Raw genomic sequence first — 19,743 nt, forward strand, 5'->3', positions numbered from 1 at the left:
TTGCTGAACTTTTATTCCTTATTCTTTCCTATTCTGCCTAAACTATCTTTAATAGTTGTTTCCCCAAGTTGTGTATATAGCAAAGCTGTATCTTGACTCGTATGTCCAAGTTGCTGCATGACTTGTAATGAGTCTTTCTCTTCCATATATAATTTATTTGCCAATGTATGTCTTAATTTATGAGGAGACATTCTTTTTCCATAAGCTTTAGTATATTTTTCTACTATATCTTGGATAGCCCTAACTGAAAGAGGCTGTGCAGTATGTTTATATTTTGATAGAAACACATTTTTCAATTCTTTCCCTGGAGCGTATTTGTTATCTCGAATTTCCATATATTTTTCAAGATCATTTAATGCAATTGGTGTAATCCATACAGAATCTTCTTTGTTTCCTTTTCGTATTACATCAATGAGTCTTTCTTTTAAGTTTATATCTTCCATACGAAGATCCGCCAATTCACTTACACGAATGCCACTGCCAAGAAAAAGCGAGAGGATTGCTACGTCGCGATCTTTATCTCTTAGGAAATAGAACAACTGATGCTTTGTTAAAGATTTTTCGTGCTCATACTTAACGTAATTTAAAAACTCTTGATCATCATTATTATGAAATATTTTAGATCTCATACGTTTTGCACGAGCATTTAATGTTTCTTTATCTTTATGTATTTCGATTTTAGCCATTACATTTCTATAAAAATAACATTCTCCATCTTCATTCTCTGATAGGGAGGTAAGGTATTTAAATAAGGATTTTAAGGCTGAAATTTTTCTGTTAACAGAAGAATTCTGCATGTTCTGTTGTAGTTTTAGAAATCTCATAAAGTTCTCAACATCTTTTTTCTTTAAATTCTCCAAATCAGCGAAGGATATGTCTTTAATGGGTTTTAATTCAATAACTTGTTCAGATAATAGCCAATTAAAGAAGACTCTAAAATCATATACATAATTCAGTAGGGTGGAGGGAGAGGCGTCATGCAATTCTTTGTACTCCACAAATTCTTCTATGTAAAAGGGCATTTCGTTTAGATTTTCGTATAATTTTTTACGATGTACGGATTTTTGACGTTGCTTGCTGTAGTCCATAAAAATCACCTCATATATAATATAACAGAAAACGAAATCGAACACAAGTTCGCGTTAAATTCAATTTTTACACAAACTTATTTACATAATTAAATTATGAGATACTAAAACACACTCAATAGTGATGGAATAATATATTTACTCAAATAAAAATTATAGATAATCAGGTGAGAAATTTGTATTTAACCATAAAGATTAATGCAAAAACTACATATAAATGTATGTAAAATAAAACAAATTTGATATATAAATTCATACAAAAGATCAATACATGAATATAGTTTAAAAGCCTTTATAAAAATATAAATCGGCTTATTTAATCATGATTATAGGGAGTTAATTAAATCAACTTGAGAAAAAATTTTATAAAGTAATATGTAATTTACTATAGAAATTATTAATGAGTAACTCAAAATTTAATAATTTCTATAGTAAATATGAACTATATTGGCACACTCAAACATACGAAGGTTTATGCAACTAAGCTCGAAATCCCTAGATGCTGTTATTAAATTTTTATATAAATACTTTATTGTTCGTAAAATTGGTATTTCGTGCGAACTTTTTTTTGCTTTTTAGAATAAATAATCATACCCTTCTATTATTAAACTTCATCGGTCCATTTTTATAACTTAAGCTCATCACTTAACCTTTTCTAATATTATTCATACGTTAATTTTGAAAAGATCATTATTTGAATCTACACTAATTCTAATAATTCTCTCTTCGTATAAATTCTATTATCTTATATTGATTTTACCTTATCCGAAAGAAGAAACACATTTATATAGTATAATTATATTTATGAAATTTTAAAAATATTGAAGACGAACAGGATCTCCCATAACTATTTTTATACCTTTTCGTTATTTTCGATGTGCATCTATGCTATAGGAAGCAATTAAAATGAAATTAACAACCATCCATAAATAAAAACATCTGCTCACTTATTTTAATTATAAGCAAACGGATGTTTAACACTATATTTATACAAACTTATTATTCATAAATAATATACTTGATTCAATTCTTTCAACAATTTATCATTAGATGCACTACAACCATGACGTTTATAACTATGATCAAGTAGCGAACCATGCGTATTTCCATCCCAGTACATTCTGAAACTTTCGCCATCAACATTTTTCCAAGAAGTTGGTGAGAATCTGTATGTATCTACGACACCTTTCTATCGATACTCTAATAAAATAGGGTCAAAATTAACTTCTCCTGATGTTTCTATACATGCAACAGATACACTGATTATTGATAAACCAAGGCTTACGCATGCTGCAAAAGTTGCAAATAGCATCTTCATATCCAAAAACTCTTTTTTATATCTTTTTATTATTGTAACGATAACAATTTATATACTAGCAGTCCCCCATTTTAATATTAACTATACCTTTATTCCATGTTTTATCACCTCATTCATCTAAACACTGCTACAATACTATACTTCTTTCCTCCTACTTTTACTTTATTATCTCAACTTTCATACTGTGGAACCATATATGTCCCTCACCTTTCAGGGTTAATCCTACAGATAGACGTTTTACATCAATAGGGATATCTACAATTATCGAATATTCTTTCCAACTTTCTTTTTCTTTAATTGGCTCACATTCTAATGATTTCACTTCCCATAAATCATTAGGCTTTTCACCTCTTATCCATAAGTCTGCGTACTCCTGAATAGATTTAGTTCTAATCATTCCTGACAATTTAATTCTTTTCCCTAAATATAAATTTTTATTTAGAAAGCAAAATACTACACCATATCCTTCTATCTTTTGTATCGAATGCAAATAATGTACAAATTTGTTTATTCCATTGATTTCAAACGCATTATATAAAAAGTAATTACTAGGTGTCTATCCTCCACATCTATTATACTTACTATTACAATACCATTGACTTCATATATTTTTTTGATTTTTTTTGCTAAGTTACGATGAATATTTATAATAAAAAGGTGGTATGACAGATATTTTGTATAAAACATTCATGTATATGCTAAAATTAAGATAATCTATTTAATATTAATAAGCGCTCAAAATATAATTCACAATTCCATGCGGCGCCTTGTGGAATAGAGTGGGATGAATTATATAAATTAGAAGAAAAACAAGCGGCTACGTTATTGAACTAATCTGATAGGAACAGTTTAATTAGAGCTGTTGCAAGACATAGTTGGACAAAAACAATTAGACTTATAGATTGATTCTTTACTTCGTCTAAAAAATATATATTCCCAACTTCCGTCTCCCCCAAAAGATATTCTACTAATTCAAAATATGTATTTTATATGTAATAGTAGCAAAGATATGTTTATTGGCTGAAAATAGTGTTACATCTGCTCTTCTATACTCTCTAGTGTTATCTCAAAAATATTGTTAGCCATATATATAGACGCTTCTTTACTATGTTCACACAAACTATCTAATGTTCTAGCGACGTATGAAGCTGCGGACTTCTCCTAAGATCACCCACCATTCCCTGTACTAGTAGGAAGTAATTTGTATAATTCCTCCTTATGTTAACTAAAATATTTATTGTTTATATTTTTATATTGTTATATAATATTTCATGTCTTTACTTATATGCGATTAAGATATATCGGAATTAGAAAAAGGGATCTTTCGAGATTCCTTTTTCTATTTAAAATAAAAAGCAGCGGATTCGCTACCTATCTATATTTCTCGCCTCACAGTGATTCCTTTATATTATTTTATTATATACTCTCCTTTTAAATTTATTTATTTATATGTATAATTGTACGATCACTAACATTTTGAATCGAGGTGACAATCATGAGGAGTTTTGGTTCATTATTGATCTCTACTATCTGTTCAACAATCCTTTTAATTTGGAATGCCTTTTCTTTCTACACTGGATTCACAGCAGGACTTACATATTACTGGGTTAATGGAATCATAGCCTTGGTTTTCCTCCTATTTTTTACCCTAAACATGCGAGATATTATCAAGAAAGACTACAGAACATCAGGAAAATAGGAGTTGATACATATTATAAAAAGACAATAAAGTGATTAAAATGTAGTTGTATAATTTTTAATCTAAGATTTTTGTAATATTGACAACAAACAAGACACTTCCCAGATCACGGTAGTGCCTCCGATAATTGCTATAAGCTTGATCAAACTAATTTATCATCACATTATTTATTTCTTTGTTTCCATACCCCATTAGCTTTACGATAAGTATGCTTGCCATCCATGAAATCAGCCGTTTTACCCGGAATGCTATATTTCTTATTCTTTTTCTTAGCCTTTTTCTTCAGCCTTTTCTCTTCTTGAATAGCTTGCAAATCCGCCTTCCATTGTTTCAACAAATCCTTTTCACGTCGCATCGAATTTGTACTCCTTGGATTAAAATGTGAACCAAATAATTAGATTCTACCTATTTATATAGATATCCTCTAATCCAATGTACCAAGTTATGTTTTTCTTTTTAAATAAGCAAACAAGATATTAAAATATTCAATATATCGAAGGGGGTTTTTCATGGTCAACTTTCATAAAGAATTACCCCTATTAGGGTTCTTTTTGTTTTTATACAGTTTTATTGAGATCATCTTTTTATTACTATTCCTTAGGGTGTAGTAATAAAAAGATGCGTATAAATAGTAGCTACATCTTTAGGCTCAACTCTCACCCTTTTGAGAGTTGAGCTTTTTATTTATAAGGTTATCCCTGCAGTCCAGCTTATCCACTTTCCGCAGCCCTAAGAACAATCCTTAGCTTTGCATTACACGCCATACTGTTATGCCTCTTAATCCAAATTCAGAAACATTTAATATAAGTGCGTTATTATATGTGTTTTCTCCAAACCATCTTAAGGATAATACAGTTTTTTATTTTTTCAATATTACTTACTATGTATTTCTGTTAATATTTAATTACCGATATGTGTATCAACCTGCCTGTGCTTCTGTACGGGCTTTTTTTGATGCTTTCACGCTTCGTAATCCCCAGGAACCTGCCTATTAGGTGGGGAATTCTACTAAAATCCCGAATATTAATACAAACAAAGCCTGCCCAATTATCTCTATAAAGACATCATTGCAAACATAATCCCTTATAACTTCTATAGATTATCAACTTTTTCATAATATTTATCAGTGTTTTTTATATTCATATTTCTGTAACATCTCTATATAAAGTTTTAATATTTTATGTGTTAAAATTAAAACATTCCAAGAAGTCCTTTACTTTTAGAATCGACAATTCTTCAATACCCTTAGTCTTGCCCTGCATCCCCTGCAGGGCTTTTATCATTTAGCTAAAGGTTGATATAGGTAAACCTTTTGTACGTTTCCTCAACCTTATCTGTGCTGTTATTTACACCTTTAACTCCCCTTCATTTTATATAATTTCGTTAATAGTATCGGTGGAATTACATTTTATTAACATTACATTTTTGTTATATTGAGTGATACCTCTACATGTAAGTTATTAGAAATAGCGATGGTATTCGTAAGGATTATTCGATGCCTTACTAAAGAGGCAGAAAAATGTAGGGGTATCAGCGATAAACCTTATGTAATTAGTGGAAATAAACAAACTAGTTACGGCGTAATAACAGCTCAATTAAAAAAAAATAGATTCATATTCACTTCAGAAGAAGATTTTGAAAAAGGATTTGACCTTTAATGCCAAATCCTTTTTATTATTTCGCAGCAAGTTTTTCTTTCACTTTTGCAGGAAGCTCCTCCTGTTTCACTTCTTCCCAATTAAATTTATTATTAAATACGGTACATGAAATTACCAATGATAAGAAAATCCCTCAAGTAGGAGCACATTACATTATAAAACATTTACATTTTCTCGTTCTGTGAGATTAATCTAGTGATTAAATAAAGTTACAAGTCTTTAATTTAAAGAACTAGAGAACACAAAGCTCTGATGCTGTAGTTGTATAAGATTCCCTTACAATGGTCGTCCCCAAGATAAAACATTAAAGCTCTGTTCACGATCTAATCGTCCAAAACTCAGCAACGATAAACCCCTCCACTTTTTTCATATAACATCACATCAAATAATATAATCAACAAATCTCTTATATAAAAAAAGAGAGGCGATTGCCCCACTTAAAATTTAAATCCAACCTCATTACTATCATCTTTAGCTTTTTTCCTTATTTTAAATATGCTAAGATGCTTTTTTATATCCCAGCTGAATACTATCTATATTATATGACTTCATAATTTCATAATATCTTGTTTCATTTGTTGTAGAATTGAAAAATGAATCTCTTCCATCTCTAGTAAGCTGATATTTTCCCTTTTCAGTAAACTCAGCTCGTATTTTATACTTTCCTTCTTCTACCTCAAAGTAGTAATGAGCTTGACCACTTTGTAATCTAGAAACTATTTTTTCCTCAACTATTTCTTCATTTTCATTAATTAAATATAACTTTATTTCACCTATTTCAGGTGCGATTGTTTGTTCCTCAGGATCAATCCACCCATCCTCATTTTCATCAAACCAGATATAACCAGAAATAGTCCCTTTCTCTGGATCCCAAACCTTATCCATCTCTTCTGCGAATGCTAAATTTTTTGGTAAAAATAATGTAAAAATGAATAATAAAACTGACATACATGTTATAGATTTAATTGTTTTCATCAATATCATCACCCAATCCTATAATATTTAACAAGAATATATAAATATTAATACAATATACATTATACTACAAGTATGGTTTTATTACCCAATATTTATTATAATTGTAATAACATAAGCAGTTTATTAATAAGATAAATATCTAATTTAATGAATTACTAGATAAAAATTAATTCTCGTATGGTAATCCAAACTTTTTCCACTCAAGAAATCCGCCTTTAAATTAACTACTTCCTTTATACCAGCTCTTTGTAAAAGACTAACTTATTATAAAAATAACTCCCTCATTATGGAGGTTACTATTTTAAATAACTTGCACTCTAACATAGAACACATGAGTTTCTCGTTGTAAATAAGAAAAACGACGAACCCACCCCGTAGGAAAATCCGCCGTCACAAATAACTGATTATTGCACACCTAATTTTTCTTTTACCTTCGTAGGAAGCTCATCTTTCTTCACTTCTTCCCAAGCTGTTACATAGTAAAGAGTCCATAATCCTTTTACTGATAATCCACAATCACGAAGGATTTTAGCTAATAACTCAACGTATTTATCATAGCTATATTTGAATTTCTCGTAATCTCTCGTTTCACATAATTCTGCTTATCTACAAATATATAGAAGGACCACCCATAAGCCTTACAACATCAATACCAAATCTAAGGGTTGTGCAAAATGAAAAAGGAGAATTATTTTATATAGAAAATAATCAAAAACGTCCATTTATTAACACCGTAGCATTTCGCAAATTTAAATTTTTAATTCAAGATATTATTAAAGTTTCACAACGTAGTTTAGATCAATTTTTAGATGGACCACCTATTTATCCGAATGTATCTAATTACACGATCCTACCGGAAGGAAAAGTATTTATCTATCATCACAATTATTTCATAATGATAGATTCGATGCTTCATCCTATAGACAAAGACATATTACAAAAACTTTATTTATTAAAAAACTGTATACCAATTTCAAAAAGTAATTTACCCTACTTTAAAATGGGCCCCCCTATTTCATCATATCCCTCTTACCTAGCCGAAAAATACTTAGAATAGTACCAAGAAAGAGTATTATCAATAAAACAAAAGAAAAAGCTCCTGAGCCTACAGTATTATTAAAGGATTAAACGGATTGATAGAAAATGAACTAAATAAATTATTATAAAAAGAGGACGCAAATAAAAATGCTTCCTCTTTTTATGTCAAATCAAACTAATACATTAAAATGCTTTTCATTAATCCGGATAAGTAATGTTTTTAAGCAAAATATTATCTAACATCTTAGCTGTTGCAATAAGTATATTCGCATAATTCACACCTATAACAAGTATTACATATTGCTTATTTTCCGTTACCTTTTTCTGTATATAACAATAAAAAATTGTGAAATTTTATCGTATTATGTAAGACACTTGATATCAAATATATTACTTTTACTATGAACTAAATGTGTTTTATAGAACTTTTCTAGATAAACAAGGTGCTAAATTGATTCTTAAGAAGTCATTACTATTACATTTATCTAAAAATTAAAAAAATACGTGTAGATATATATCATCTTAAATATATATAATTAACTCTAATTTTCTGACACAATTTCACATTATTCTTAAACTAATTTTTACGTACATTATGAAAAAATTGTACCGTGTCAGTCTTGAAAAGATTATATATCATAACTTTAAGAGAGGAAGGAAAACTATGAAGATGAAAAGAAAAAGCATCATGACAACAGCCCTTGCAGCTACATTAGCTACAGGTGCACTACCTACTACCTCGGTATTTGCTGCAAAAAAAGAGGCTCCTATCCAACAAAACAAGGCACAAATGAGTATTCAACCATTAGCACAAAATAATTTAGAAACAGCTGTTAATGCCGCCTTAAATGGTCCAGAAGTCAAAAAAATAAAAGTATTTGAACATGAATTTAACGTAAAGGAAATAGAAGTAGTAAATCTAGGTGCAGGAAAAAAATATGTTAAGGGACAAATTTCTCATCATTTAAGTTTCCGTCCAGATGATCAATTTTATTATGAGTTTACTGTGCAAGATGGAAAAGTAGTAGATAAGCCTGTATTTAGTATTGATAGAGGTGGTTGGACACCATTTGCTGCTCCACTTTTATCAATTTTTGCTGCTTATAATGGAATTCCAGTTAATCCAAATGATTTAAATACACTTGGTCAGCAGATTGGTAAAGTTATAGATGGAAGCTGGGAACATGCAGCCCAATCAATCGCAACTGTAGTTAGTCTAAGTTTTAATGAGTAGAATTTTTCAATTTTTATTAGCATTGTAGGGATTCACTTTTTGTAATCAGCCTTGTTATAAGAGATTCTAAAACAGCTATTAATAAACTTTTACTACTCATTCACATTATCTTGATTTGTTTACCACCTTATCATTCATTATATGTCACAAAATAGAAGTCTTTTTTAAGGCTTCTGTTTTGTTTGTATACAATACGAGCAACGGTTGGTTTTTGGAGGCAATATTTCGATTTTTCAAGAATACGTTTGGCTATTAGGTACAATTCATAAAAACAAATTATTAAAGTCTCAAATAACTTACTCCCCCTGTTTTTAATTATTTTCAAATCCAAAAATTTATTACCTCAAGAATGAAAAACAATAAATATAGTAAAAACATCATCTAGCAATTGTTTAAAGATCAGGAGAGATAAAATGAAGAAAATAAAAATGAGAAATTTCATTAAAATTAGCATCCTCACTTGTATTACACTAGCAAGTTTAAGTACAACATCTACTCTTTTAGCTGATAGTCATCCAGGTTACTCCTATGAATCCAATATAGGATATCAAAATCCATCGTGGATGTCCAAAATAGAAGATTCAACAAAATTAAGTGAAATATCTATTCCAGGGACTCACGGTACAATGGCTTTACATGGAGCAAGCTTTCTTGATGAAAATTTGACAAGAAATCAAACTATGAGTCTATCCCAACAATTAAATTCTGGAATCCGATATGTAGATATGCGTGTTAAACGTGTAAAAGATTCTTTTGCAATGTATCATGGCATTGTAAATCAAAAAGCTGTGTTTGAAGATGTATTAAAAGAGACAATTCAATTTTTAAAAGAGCATCCAACAGAAACAATATTAATGCGCCTAAAAGAAGAAACCACTCCTGAAAGCGGCTCTCTATCATTTGAGCAGATATTTTTAAAATATAAAAACGTTAATGCTTCATATTTTTGGAATCCTAATTCCGTATCAACCTCAGATAGAAATAACCCTACTTTAGGAGATACCCGCGGGAAAATTGTAATCTTACAAAACTTTACATCTACTCAATTGTACGGTATTGATTACGAAGGTTTGAATATACAAGATAAATTTGAAATTGGAAGCGGACCAGACGAAATATATGCAAAATGGAGTGAGATAAAAACCCATCTACAAAATGCAAATACTAATTTTAATAATGGAAAAATTTATCTCAACCATTTTAGTGGTACGGGGGGCGTAGCGGCATTTTTAAATAATGTATATCCTTGGTTTATTGCAAGCGGAAAAGAGAGCAGAAATACTGATAGTAGTCCTAAATTGATTCAAACGAATTCCACAAATGCATGGAGTGATTTCCCTCGCGATAGAAACGGACAAGTATACTATGGGGGAATGAATACACTTGGGACCAAACTCTTACAACAAGGCATAATTAAACATTCTGGTATCATCGCAGCTGATTTTCCTGGTCCAGGTTTAATTGATAGTATCATTAAATTAAATGGTATACATTCTAATGAAAAAGAAATATTAATTTCGCAAATATCATCTGAATCTAGTCCTTTATCCGGGCAACAAAATCGATCCAGTCAAAACTTTAAAATTGATAGTTTACCTGTAGGTACTAAAGAATTAAAATGGGTTATTGAGCCTTCAGAAAAAGCTTATTCTTCTACTATCTCTTTCAATGTAATGATTGATGTTTCCCTAGGAATAGATTCTACTCGTTGGAAAAACATTTCACATGGATCTAGGACTGAAGCTTACACAAATACTAAATATTATATTGCAAGTCCAATGGGTGCCACTAACAAATTCACAGTGAAAATATACGCTATTACAAATTAGAAAATAAAGAATCCCAATGAAATTCCATTGGGATTCTTTTTTAATTTCATTTCGTAAACATTAGGATGGGGTTTAAATCTTATTGATTTATCATTTAAATCATAAGATAATTCATATTTGGAACAGCCCTTAATTTTTAAAAGAAAACCCAAAAATGTTAACTACCTTTTCCCACCTGTCACTTATTCAAAACTGGCTTCCAAAGCGATAAGGCAAAAATCCAATTTGAGTCGCCATTTCCTTGATGATCTTGAACTGCTTCATACACTTTTCCCTCATGTACTACTCTATCGCCTTTAGTATATGCTTTTCTTGCATTCCATTTTTCATATGTGGAATCCTCTGACTTTGTTGTTACAGTCAAAACATCACTTCTACTAGATTCATTTCCAGCTAAATCAACCGCCGTCACTACATATTTATACGATGTATTAGCCTTCAAATCTTTATCCATAAAGGATGTATTAGCCGCTGTCCCAATTTTATTCATAACCCCAGCGCTTTCTCTATATACAATATAATGGTCAACACCTACATTATCTTCAGACGGACTCCACATCAAATCAACAGTTGTCGCTGTTGTACCCATACTATGTAATCCTTTTGGCTGAGTTGGAGCCTCTATATCTGGGATTGCATGTGTTGTCTTAACCTTTAGTTTTTCACTTTCTTTTGATATGTTTCCAGCAGAGTCTAATGCCTTTATTGTATAGGTATATTCCGTATTTGCTTTTAGTTTTTTATCAATAAAAGTTGTACCTGGTACCGTATCAATTACTTCGCCATTACGTAACACTTGATATTCTTTTACACCTATATTATCAGTAGAGGCCTTCCATGTTATTTCAACACTATTGGCAGAAACTTTAGAGGCATTTAATTCAGTTGGTTGACTTGGAGCTACTGTATCGGGAGTTTCATTATTTACTAGATTTACATCAATTACATTATAAAACGCATTTGACGTATCTGCTACATCCCATACAGCTAAAATAACATGATAACCATTGCGATCAGTTGGTACATTAATTGTATGTGTTAAATTATTTGATGCGGCAGAACCATCATGTTTCACAGTTCCAATTGGTTCTAATTCAGCACGTGTTAATGGTTTATTAGGATCCCATCCCTTTTTTGTAATGTAATAATGCCATTTACTTGTAGGATGTGCAGCTGTATATTTCCATGTAAAGGTATTTGCTCCACCCTTAATCGTGTTTTTGAACCAGCGATTTGATGTTTGTTGGTCAAGAATTCCTCCAAACAGTCCTCCTGCCGAAGCGATTTTTCCATCAATCGGTCCCCCATCTGGGAATCCTTTAGGTGCTTCTAGGCTTTGAGGTTCGTACATTATATTTCCACAATTTAAATTCAATGCTCCATAATTCTGACTACATAAAGCAGCACGGCTACTTGGCTTTTCAACAAATCCATGTGCATAAGCACTTTGAGGAATCATAGTAATAGCCGTTACCCCTGCAGCTAAAACACAAGCACCAATTCCTTTTTTACTTTTTCTTAATCTTTCCAATTTAGATGTAAATTTCAAATTCATTCTTGTCCCCCCAATATATTATTGTTATCGCTAATATAATAGCAATATAGAGATAAACGAACAAATTACTAATAAATATACTAATACCTCTCATACATTGGTACGTTTATTATTATTTTTAATCTCATATAAAAATAAAATAAATACAATAAGTCTATTTTGTAACATTATGTTTTAAAAAAAGAATAAAAACTTCGTTTAATTTCACAAAAAATTCAAATATTAAACAGACAATTAAATCATGTAGGAAAAATAATTTTTTTATATTACAAAAAAGAAAAAAAAGCCTGGAAGAAACCGATTATATCCGTTTCTTCCAGACTTTCACTTCATTTATAACACTCACAAATCCCTTAACCTTAAACATATACACTTGAGGTTAAAACCCACGTAATCAATATAACCTATATGTTGACTAGCTTCTAAATGTTAAAATTCATAAATTAATAGTAACAGAACAATTAAAACAAGCCATTTAGCAAACACATATAATATTCTTACTAATTCAATCTAACGCTTAATTACTTATAAAATGACTTAAGGTATCTAGCTTAACTGTATTTTCTTTATTAATAACCATTGTCTATCCTGCATTTTCTTACTTTAAGCAGATTATCAAGAGATTGTTAATATTTAAGGAGAAAAGATTTGAAAACCCATTTTTCATTATTATATTCTAAAAATTCATTATATTATTTTTATCTAATAAGGCACAGAAACAACGGGTAAACTTCAGTGTGCTTGAGAAACGTTCTTAGGGTGAAACGTTTAAAGGGTACTTTAGTACTGAGTTTTTATTAAATGTTCCTGTACCTAATATTTAAATTAACGTATGTCAAAATATTTTACAATACGAGTGTTAAACGTTACATATTTCTATATAAAATGATACATTTCATCAGCACTCCTCCCTAATATTTATGCTAAATATAGAAAATTCAGCTCGTTAGGATTTAATTTTAAAATTCTCATAAAAGCATATGATAGATTAGGCACGTAATTGTCACAAATTAATAGTCTAACTACTTTTTAATTACCTATGAAAACTCTATTACCGCTTTATTATTTACTCCTAAACCAAAGCACATCTATACCTACAATTTCTTAAAACTCTTTTAGATAATATTTCAAAAGAGTCGATAGTTTTATTTTTTTTATTTTTTTATTGTACATTTGTGCATTTGATGTTAGGATTATGCCTATTAAAATTGAATCCTAACGATTCTTCTTTATAATTTCCATATTTTAATTGTTAAATAAAAATATAGATTCTGATATATATTCAAAATCAGACCGAAAATATCTTTATTTTACAATGATGTCGTAGCATACCTTTAGAATGGAAAGATATATGCAACAACGTGTTAAGGGGTTACAGGAGGAACAAAAATGAGAGACTTTTTTGATGATAAGTACAAAAATATTGAATTAAAAAGGAGGTTAATCAATTTAATAAGTGAAATTAGCGAATTCAAAGGAAAATTAGCTGCTTATCAGGAACAAAACCCTGACATATTTAATAGTTTAGAAAAAACTATACCACTACATTACCTAAAAAATTTCACAACTATTTATGAGGATATAAAAGTTCCTAATAAAAGATTAAAAGAACTTATTTTAGATGATATAGTACCTCAAAATATTTCTGAAGATGCTATTTTTTGTTATTATCAAACACTTTCTTTTGTACATAAAAACTCCTGTACTTTATCAATTAATCCAGCAACTATACAGGAATTACATTTTCAACTAATACATTACCTTACCTCTGACAGTGCCAAATGGCGTGAAAAACCTTTTATTATTCCAGGTATTCCTGAGCATGGAATGCACTTGAATAGTTACCGCATTCTTCCGCATGAACTCATTCCACAGTTTATGGAGCAATTATGTGATCAATACAACTCATTAAATACTAGTAAGGGGCTACATTCACTTTTATTAATAGCTCGTTTTATATTAAATTTTTATTGCATAGTCCCTTTCAATCAAGGTAATAACAGGCTGGCATTTATGTTAATGCAATTGCTGTTAATTAAGAGTGGACATACATTTGTAAAATATGTATGTTTGGATAAATATATTAAGAAACATGAATCTGATTATTACAATTCGCTTTATAAATCTTCAGTGAATTGGTACTGCGAGGAACATAATAATAGCTTTTGGTTAAAAACGTTTTTAACCATTATATTAGAGGCTTACAAAGATCTTCATAACACAGTTCTAGATTCTATATGTAAACATACTAAAGTTGAGAGAATTCAGGATTTTATACTTAAACAAAAACAACCCTTTACTAAGGAAAGTATTCGTAACACTTATCCAGACATTGCAGAGAGTACAATCAGTAAGGCTTTAAATTCCTTGCAACTGTTTGGCCATATTAAGCTAGTTACAAAAGGAAGAAACGCAAAGTGGATTAAAATTTGACCATACTTTCAAGATATCTGAGCTTCAAAAATTCAATAATAACTTTATCATTGAATTTCATTTTAATTTTAAGCTATTATTACTTTTTTAGTTATTTCTAATTCCAACAAAACAGTTTATAGGAAAAGGTCCGCTTCCCTCCGCCTTTTCCTATAATAAAATTAAATATAGACATAGAATAATTGTCGAAAAAAGTCGCATTTTAATATTTTTTCTTTATTTTCTGGTTGTAAACGCTTCTATTTCGTGTTACCATCTTAATCAAACAATAGATGGTCATAAAAATGAAAGTATTTCTTTCCCTTAGAAACATATAAGCGTACGGTAATATCATGAAAATAAGGCCAAAGGAATATTTGATACCTACCAAAATAATTAATAAGAATTTTGCTGCGTTATTTTTCTGATTATTAAGAAAATACATTTTGTCCCTAAACAAAATTTGTTAGTGCGCAAGATTCAAATACACTAGAACACCCAAATAAATGAAATATCCTTTTTCATTGAGCATTAAGGTATGGAAAAAGAATTCTTCCTACAAAATTCAGATGATTAACTTAAAGGCATCTAAATTACTACCTTAATCGCCATCTATTGTTGATAACATATTTACCAACTATGAAAAAGAGCCTATCAATGGTTCTTTTTTGTTATAATCATTGAAATTTTAATTCTATCTTGAAACTTAGATTTTCACACAAATTACCTCTACTTTTTTCCTCTCAATTATTGAATTAATAATATAGCACATCAAATTTATCAATTCTTACATCCAATTCGATTAAATTAATGAATAAAATTCAATTATATAAAAATAATAACTACAACTAATCGGTATATATTAAAGAGGTGTCAATTTTGTCCTTAAATGAAGAGACCTTAGAAACTAAGACATATAAAACCATTGAAAAGATCGAAACAAATAACCTAAAACTACTTAAAAATACACTAGATAATATCTTTGATATTAGTGCAGATTTGATTGAACATCCTTTGCAATTAAAAACAAACACGAATATTTTACTTTATTATTTTGAAGGCCTTACAGATGGTGTTGCATTAAAAGCCAATGTTGTTACACCATTATTACAAGAAGTAAATGAAGACAGTCAAATTTTTAATTCTAATATTATTGCTACTCATACAAAAATCGTATATACATGGAATGAAATTAAAGAAGGATTACTTGAGGGTCAATGTGTACTGTTTATGGAAGGAGAAAATCGGTCACTTCTAATAAATACAAAAGGCTGGGCAGAGAGAGCCATTCAAGAACCAATTTCAGAAGTTACTATTAAAGGCTCACATGATGGTTTTATTGAGAATGTCACAAAAAATATAGGCCTAATTCGTCGATATATTCCTTCTACAGAGTTAAAAATCAAAAAGCTGACGATTGGAGAACGAGCCACTTCTTTAGTCTATTTAATTTACTTAGGTGATGTAGCAAACGCAGATGTAGTCCAAGAAATAGAAACTAGAATCTGCAAAATCAAAACAGATGCGGTATTAAGTATTGGAGAGCTATCTAATTATACAAAAGATCAAAATTGGACTCCTTTTCCACAGGCTTATTTAAGCGAACGTCCAGACGCCATTTCAAATCATATACTTGATGGGAAAGTAGCAGTGTTAATGGATAGATCCCCTGGTGCTATGGTTGTTCCTATGAATTTGATTGGATTTTTTCAAACCCCAGATGACTATAATATTCATTGGCTCATTGCATCTTTTTTTCGCTTATTACGATTTGCAGGATTTATTATAGCTATTTTTTTACCCGCATTTTATATTGCTATAGTATCCTTTCACTTTGAGATCATTCCTATAGATTTATACACTTCTATTGCAACGTCAAGAGTTAAGGTCCCCTTCTCTCCCTTATTGGAAGCTTTTATAATGGAAATTACACTGGAAATGCTACGTGAAGCTGGTATTCGCTTACCACAACCTATTGGACAAACTATTGGTATTGTTGGAGGGATTGTAATTGGACAGGCGGCTGTTCAAGCTGGACTTGTGAGTAACGTTATGGTTATTATCGTATCTATTACAGCCATTGCATCATTTATTGTTTCTAATTATGATTTATCAAGTTCTATACGCCTTATTCGTTTTCCAATGATGTTATTGGCATACTTTTATGGAATTGTAGGTATTGTTAGTGGATTAATGCTCTTATTTGCTCATTTTGTTTCACTGACTTCCTATGGTTCACCATACGGATTGCCAATCGCGCCATTTCGGCTTCAAGAGTTAAAAGATTCTTTTGTAAGGTTTCCTATTTCGATGATTACCACCCGCTCGAGTACTGGACAGCCGAAACAAGAAAAGAAAAAAGAAGGTGGTCCGCATGGGGAATCTTAAATTCAAAAATATAACTTTATTCGAATTTATTATTTTCATCCATTCGCTGCAACTTGCATCTGGTATGTTAATTATGCCAAGCCCACTTGCTACTACTGCTGGTACAGATGGCTGGATTTCGATCATTCTCGGATGGATAGTTACTTCTATAATCGGTGTAATTATTATATTAATGTTACGAAAAAATCCCAACAAAAATTTCTCACAAATCTTAAAAACATACTTTGGTAAATGGATAGGAACAATTCTTTTTCTTGCATATGCCTCTTATCTATTTTTTGCTGGATTTAATACTTTATTAAAGGCAACTGATATTGTAAAAGTGTGGATATTTCCTTCCACTCCTGCTTATCAAATCACCATATTATTACTATTACCTTTTATTATTTTAGTCCTGAGTGGGTTAAGGGCTCTTACTAGTTATTCTATGCTTGTTTTCTTCTTCACTACTTGGATGCCACTATTTCTTCTTTTTTCACTAAAGACTAACTACAACCCTTTACACCTACTACCTATTTTTAAAGATGGATTATACCCTATTATAAAGGCAACAAAAGAAACCATTACACCTTATGCTGGCTTAGAAATTACATATTATATATACCCGTTCTTACAAAAAAAACAAAAAGCCATAAAAGGGCTACTAATAGCGAATACTGGAACTATGCTTTTCTATCTATATGTGACTATTCTTTCTTATATATACTTTAGTCCAGAGGGGATAAAAGACGTAATCTGGCCAGTATTTCATCTGTTAAAAGGGGTTCGTTTTTCTTTCATGGAAAGATTAGAAATTATATATATCGCTTACTACTTGATTGTATTTTCCACTACAATATATCCGTATTTATTTTTCAGTTTTGAATCTGTGACCATTTCACTTCAAAAAAACGTCCGTAATTGGGCGCTACTTGCTTTTATGTTATTTATAGTTGGTCTATTTATTTTCCTAAATCCCGATGTGGATCAATATTTGTTTATATATTCTCTTATGGATATCTTAAATGTCATTTTCTTTATTCTATTACCAATTATTTTTTTCGTTTACAGTATTCTTTTTACTTGGGTTACTAGGAGGAAACAACTTTGATTCGAAAATGGATATGGGTTTTAATTTGTTGTGTATATATAATTGGTTGTAGTCAAAGAATTCCTCTTGAGAAGGTTTCATTAATCCTGTTAATTGGCTTGGATAGAACCGCTAATGGAGACATAAAAGTTGGAACAAGTATACCACTCTTTCATCATAAGCAGCAAAAAAGTACTATAGAACATTGGACAAAAGCATCAACTGTATATACTGGATTCAGTAAGATAGATACGAAGTTAACGGGCTTTATGACCGCTTCCAAAGCTGAAATCATTTTAATTGGGAAAAAATTAGCGCAAGAAGCAAATTGGTTACAGGAGCTTGATTCTTCTTACCGTGATCCTTACGCTACCATTAATGCTAAAGTAGTACTTGTAGATGGGCCTGCAGAAGAAATTTTTAAAATTTATAAGCCTAGTAAACCATCACTATCATCTTATATAAATGGTGTAATCGAATCCTCAATTCAAAATAACCAATCCGTCTCTTCTACAATTCAGCAATTAATGAGAGAACAAAATGAAGATGGAATGACGCAAACTGTTCCAATTATCAAAAAAACAAAGAATGAAATCGACACAGTAGGAATTGCATTTTTAAATCGAAAAGGGAAATATTTAACTTATATCCCTAAAAAAGATGTTAAATTTTTCAATCTTTTAAATAAGTCAAAAAGTAACGGGCGAATGATACTACACCTTGCACTGCCTCCTAAAAATTCCAACAAAAAAACAAATACTTCTATCTTCGTACAGAACGCGACAAGGAAGGTAGATGTTACTTTTCAAAACGGAAAGTTTGTATTTAATCTCGATATATATGCTAATGTAGCTTTAATAGAAAAAACCAACCCGAATTTAATTAAGGGGTACTATGATAATAAAAAAAATATATATCATTTAAAAAGTGCTATTCAAAAAGAAATTAATAATAATTTACAAAATATATTAAATGAAATACAGCAGAATAAAATTGATCCAATCGGATTATCCCTATATGCTAGAGCTTTTCAATATAAAGAATGGAAAAAAGTAAAAGGAGATTGGTTGCAAGCGTTAGCAGAGGCTAAAATAAATGTAAAGACGCACGTCAAAATAAAAGATACTGGGACCATTAGAAATTAAAATAGACTAGTCTATTTTTCTGCTTAAAAGTCTTTCTAAGTGGGTTTTCCCTCTTCAATATTTATCGTGTAAAAGGTGCTAACTCGAAAAAACTCTTTCCGTTCTTTTAAAAGGCAATAATTTAACTACGCAAATCAAGTACCAGTTTCTAATTTAAAGAGCTGAAGAAATTATAACTCTGGTGCAGTAGATATGCCAGGTGCCATTCCAATTGCAATTCCATGATATAACGTCAAAGCCAAAATTCCTAAGTTAAGGAATTTTGGCTTTTTGAGTTCACAAGAATATCTTATTTTTAGCTCTATGTACCTAGCTACAATAAATACATATCA

The 19,743-nt window shown here is 30.3% G+C and carries 12 protein-coding genes and 2 pseudogenes; 8 read left to right on the top strand and 6 right to left on the bottom strand.

Going from position 1 to position 19,743, the window contains the following annotated elements; translation table 11 throughout:
• Positions 1–11: 11 nt before the first annotated feature.
• Together xerS and EBQ15_RS31650 are read right to left on the bottom strand one after the other, a co-directional pair.
• Positions 12–1,088 (bottom strand): tyrosine recombinase XerS, encoded by a 1,077-nt coding sequence (gene xerS / locus EBQ15_RS18730; protein ID WP_000386619.1) that lies wholly within the window; start codon positions 1,086–1,088, stop codon positions 12–14.
• Positions 1,089–2,563: 1,475 nt separating this feature from the next.
• A complete protein-coding gene (locus tag EBQ15_RS31650) occupies positions 2,564–2,812 on the bottom strand; it encodes a hypothetical protein (protein WP_000016218.1) in 249 nt (82 codons plus the stop codon).
• A gap of 1,089 nt (positions 2,813–3,901) precedes the next feature.
• On the opposite strand from EBQ15_RS31650, the gene EBQ15_RS31655 reads away from it, so the two are divergent.
• Positions 3,902–4,105 (top strand): hypothetical protein, encoded by a 204-nt coding sequence (locus EBQ15_RS31655; protein WP_082186627.1) that lies wholly within the window; start codon positions 3,902–3,904, stop codon positions 4,103–4,105.
• A 163-nt stretch (positions 4,106–4,268) separates the two neighbouring features.
• Here EBQ15_RS31655 and EBQ15_RS18745 read toward each other — a convergent pair whose 3' ends face one another.
• From EBQ15_RS18745 to EBQ15_RS31660, 3 genes and pseudogenes are all read right to left on the bottom strand, one after another.
• Positions 4,269–4,460, bottom strand: a complete 192-nt coding sequence (locus tag EBQ15_RS18745) for a hypothetical protein (protein WP_001250593.1) — start codon at positions 4,458–4,460, stop codon at positions 4,269–4,271.
• A gap of 1,801 nt (positions 4,461–6,261) precedes the next feature.
• On the bottom strand, positions 6,262–6,738 hold the full coding sequence (locus tag EBQ15_RS18755; protein WP_000849083.1) for an SdrD B-like domain-containing protein: 477 nt from the start codon (positions 6,736–6,738) through the stop codon (positions 6,262–6,264).
• A 467-nt stretch (positions 6,739–7,205) separates the two neighbouring features.
• Positions 7,206–7,340, bottom strand: a pseudogene (locus EBQ15_RS31660) (N-acetylmuramoyl-L-alanine amidase); the annotation flags it as partial.
• A gap of 5 nt (positions 7,341–7,345) precedes the next feature.
• On the opposite strand from EBQ15_RS31660, the pseudogene EBQ15_RS18770 reads away from it, so the two are divergent.
• The 3 genes and pseudogenes from EBQ15_RS18770 to EBQ15_RS18785 form a co-directional block, all read left to right on the top strand.
• Positions 7,346–7,798 (top strand): annotated as a pseudogene (locus EBQ15_RS18770) (glycosyltransferase family 2 protein); the annotation flags it as partial.
• A 645-nt stretch (positions 7,799–8,443) separates the two neighbouring features.
• Positions 8,444–9,013 carry a hypothetical protein gene (locus EBQ15_RS18775; RefSeq protein ID WP_000782809.1) on the top strand — a complete coding sequence of 190 codons (570 nt, stop codon included), beginning with the start codon at positions 8,444–8,446 and terminating at the stop codon, positions 9,011–9,013.
• Between the two features lie 413 nt (positions 9,014–9,426).
• Complete coding sequence (locus EBQ15_RS18785) at positions 9,427–10,842, top strand: phosphatidylinositol-specific phospholipase C (protein WP_000721443.1); 1,416 nt, start codon at positions 9,427–9,429, stop codon at positions 10,840–10,842.
• 178 nt (positions 10,843–11,020) lie between these two features.
• Here the strand turns inward: EBQ15_RS18785 and EBQ15_RS18790 are convergent, their stop codons facing one another.
• Positions 11,021–12,397 carry a lytic polysaccharide monooxygenase gene (locus tag EBQ15_RS18790; RefSeq protein WP_001049448.1) on the bottom strand — a complete coding sequence of 459 codons (1,377 nt, stop codon included), beginning with the start codon at positions 12,395–12,397 and terminating at the stop codon, positions 11,021–11,023.
• Between the two features lie 1,389 nt (positions 12,398–13,786).
• On the opposite strand from EBQ15_RS18790, the gene EBQ15_RS18795 reads away from it, so the two are divergent.
• From EBQ15_RS18795 to EBQ15_RS18815, 4 genes are all read left to right on the top strand, one after another.
• A complete protein-coding gene (locus EBQ15_RS18795; RefSeq protein WP_001204223.1) occupies positions 13,787–14,830 on the top strand; it encodes a Fic family protein in 1,044 nt (347 codons plus the stop codon).
• Positions 14,831–15,688: 858 nt separating this feature from the next.
• Positions 15,689–17,197 carry a spore germination protein gene (locus tag EBQ15_RS18805; RefSeq protein WP_000055711.1) on the top strand — a complete coding sequence of 503 codons (1,509 nt, stop codon included), beginning with the start codon at positions 15,689–15,691 and terminating at the stop codon, positions 17,195–17,197.
• Positions 17,184–18,287, top strand: coding sequence for a GerAB/ArcD/ProY family transporter (locus tag EBQ15_RS18810; protein WP_000527361.1), 1,104 nt, complete (start codon positions 17,184–17,186; stop codon positions 18,285–18,287). Before EBQ15_RS18805 ends, EBQ15_RS18810 begins: the two co-directional genes overlap by 14 nt.
• Positions 18,284–19,411, top strand: a complete 1,128-nt coding sequence (locus EBQ15_RS18815) for a Ger(x)C family spore germination protein (RefSeq protein ID WP_000619992.1) — start codon at positions 18,284–18,286, stop codon at positions 19,409–19,411. The genes EBQ15_RS18810 and EBQ15_RS18815 overlap by 4 nt, the downstream gene beginning before the upstream one ends.
• The last annotated feature ends 332 nt before the right edge of the window (positions 19,412–19,743 follow it).

The sequence above is a fragment of the Bacillus sp. 2D03 genome, assembly GCF_003946765.1.
GTDB classification, from domain to species: domain Bacteria; phylum Bacillota; class Bacilli; order Bacillales; family Bacillaceae_G; genus Bacillus_A; species Bacillus_A cereus.

Coding starts and splice junctions, on each gene's coding strand:
- EBQ15_RS18745 (WP_001250593.1), bottom strand. CDS start 4,460: ATGCGACGTGAAAAGGATTTGTTGAAACAATGGAAGGCGGATTTGCAA.
- EBQ15_RS18790 (WP_001049448.1), bottom strand. CDS start 12,397: ATGAATTTGAAATTTACATCTAAATTGGAAAGATTAAGAAAAAGTAAA.
- EBQ15_RS18785 (WP_000721443.1), top strand. CDS start 9,427: ATGAAGAAAATAAAAATGAGAAATTTCATTAAAATTAGCATCCTCACT.
- EBQ15_RS18755 (WP_000849083.1), bottom strand. CDS start 6,738: ATGAAAACAATTAAATCTATAACATGTATGTCAGTTTTATTATTCATT.
- EBQ15_RS18795 (WP_001204223.1), top strand. CDS start 13,787: ATGAGAGACTTTTTTGATGATAAGTACAAAAATATTGAATTAAAAAGG.
- EBQ15_RS18775 (WP_000782809.1), top strand. CDS start 8,444: ATGAAGATGAAAAGAAAAAGCATCATGACAACAGCCCTTGCAGCTACA.
- xerS (WP_000386619.1), bottom strand. CDS start 1,088: ATGGACTACAGCAAGCAACGTCAAAAATCCGTACATCGTAAAAAATTA.
- EBQ15_RS18810 (WP_000527361.1), top strand. CDS start 17,184: ATGGGGAATCTTAAATTCAAAAATATAACTTTATTCGAATTTATTATT.
- EBQ15_RS31655 (WP_082186627.1), top strand. CDS start 3,902: ATGAGGAGTTTTGGTTCATTATTGATCTCTACTATCTGTTCAACAATC.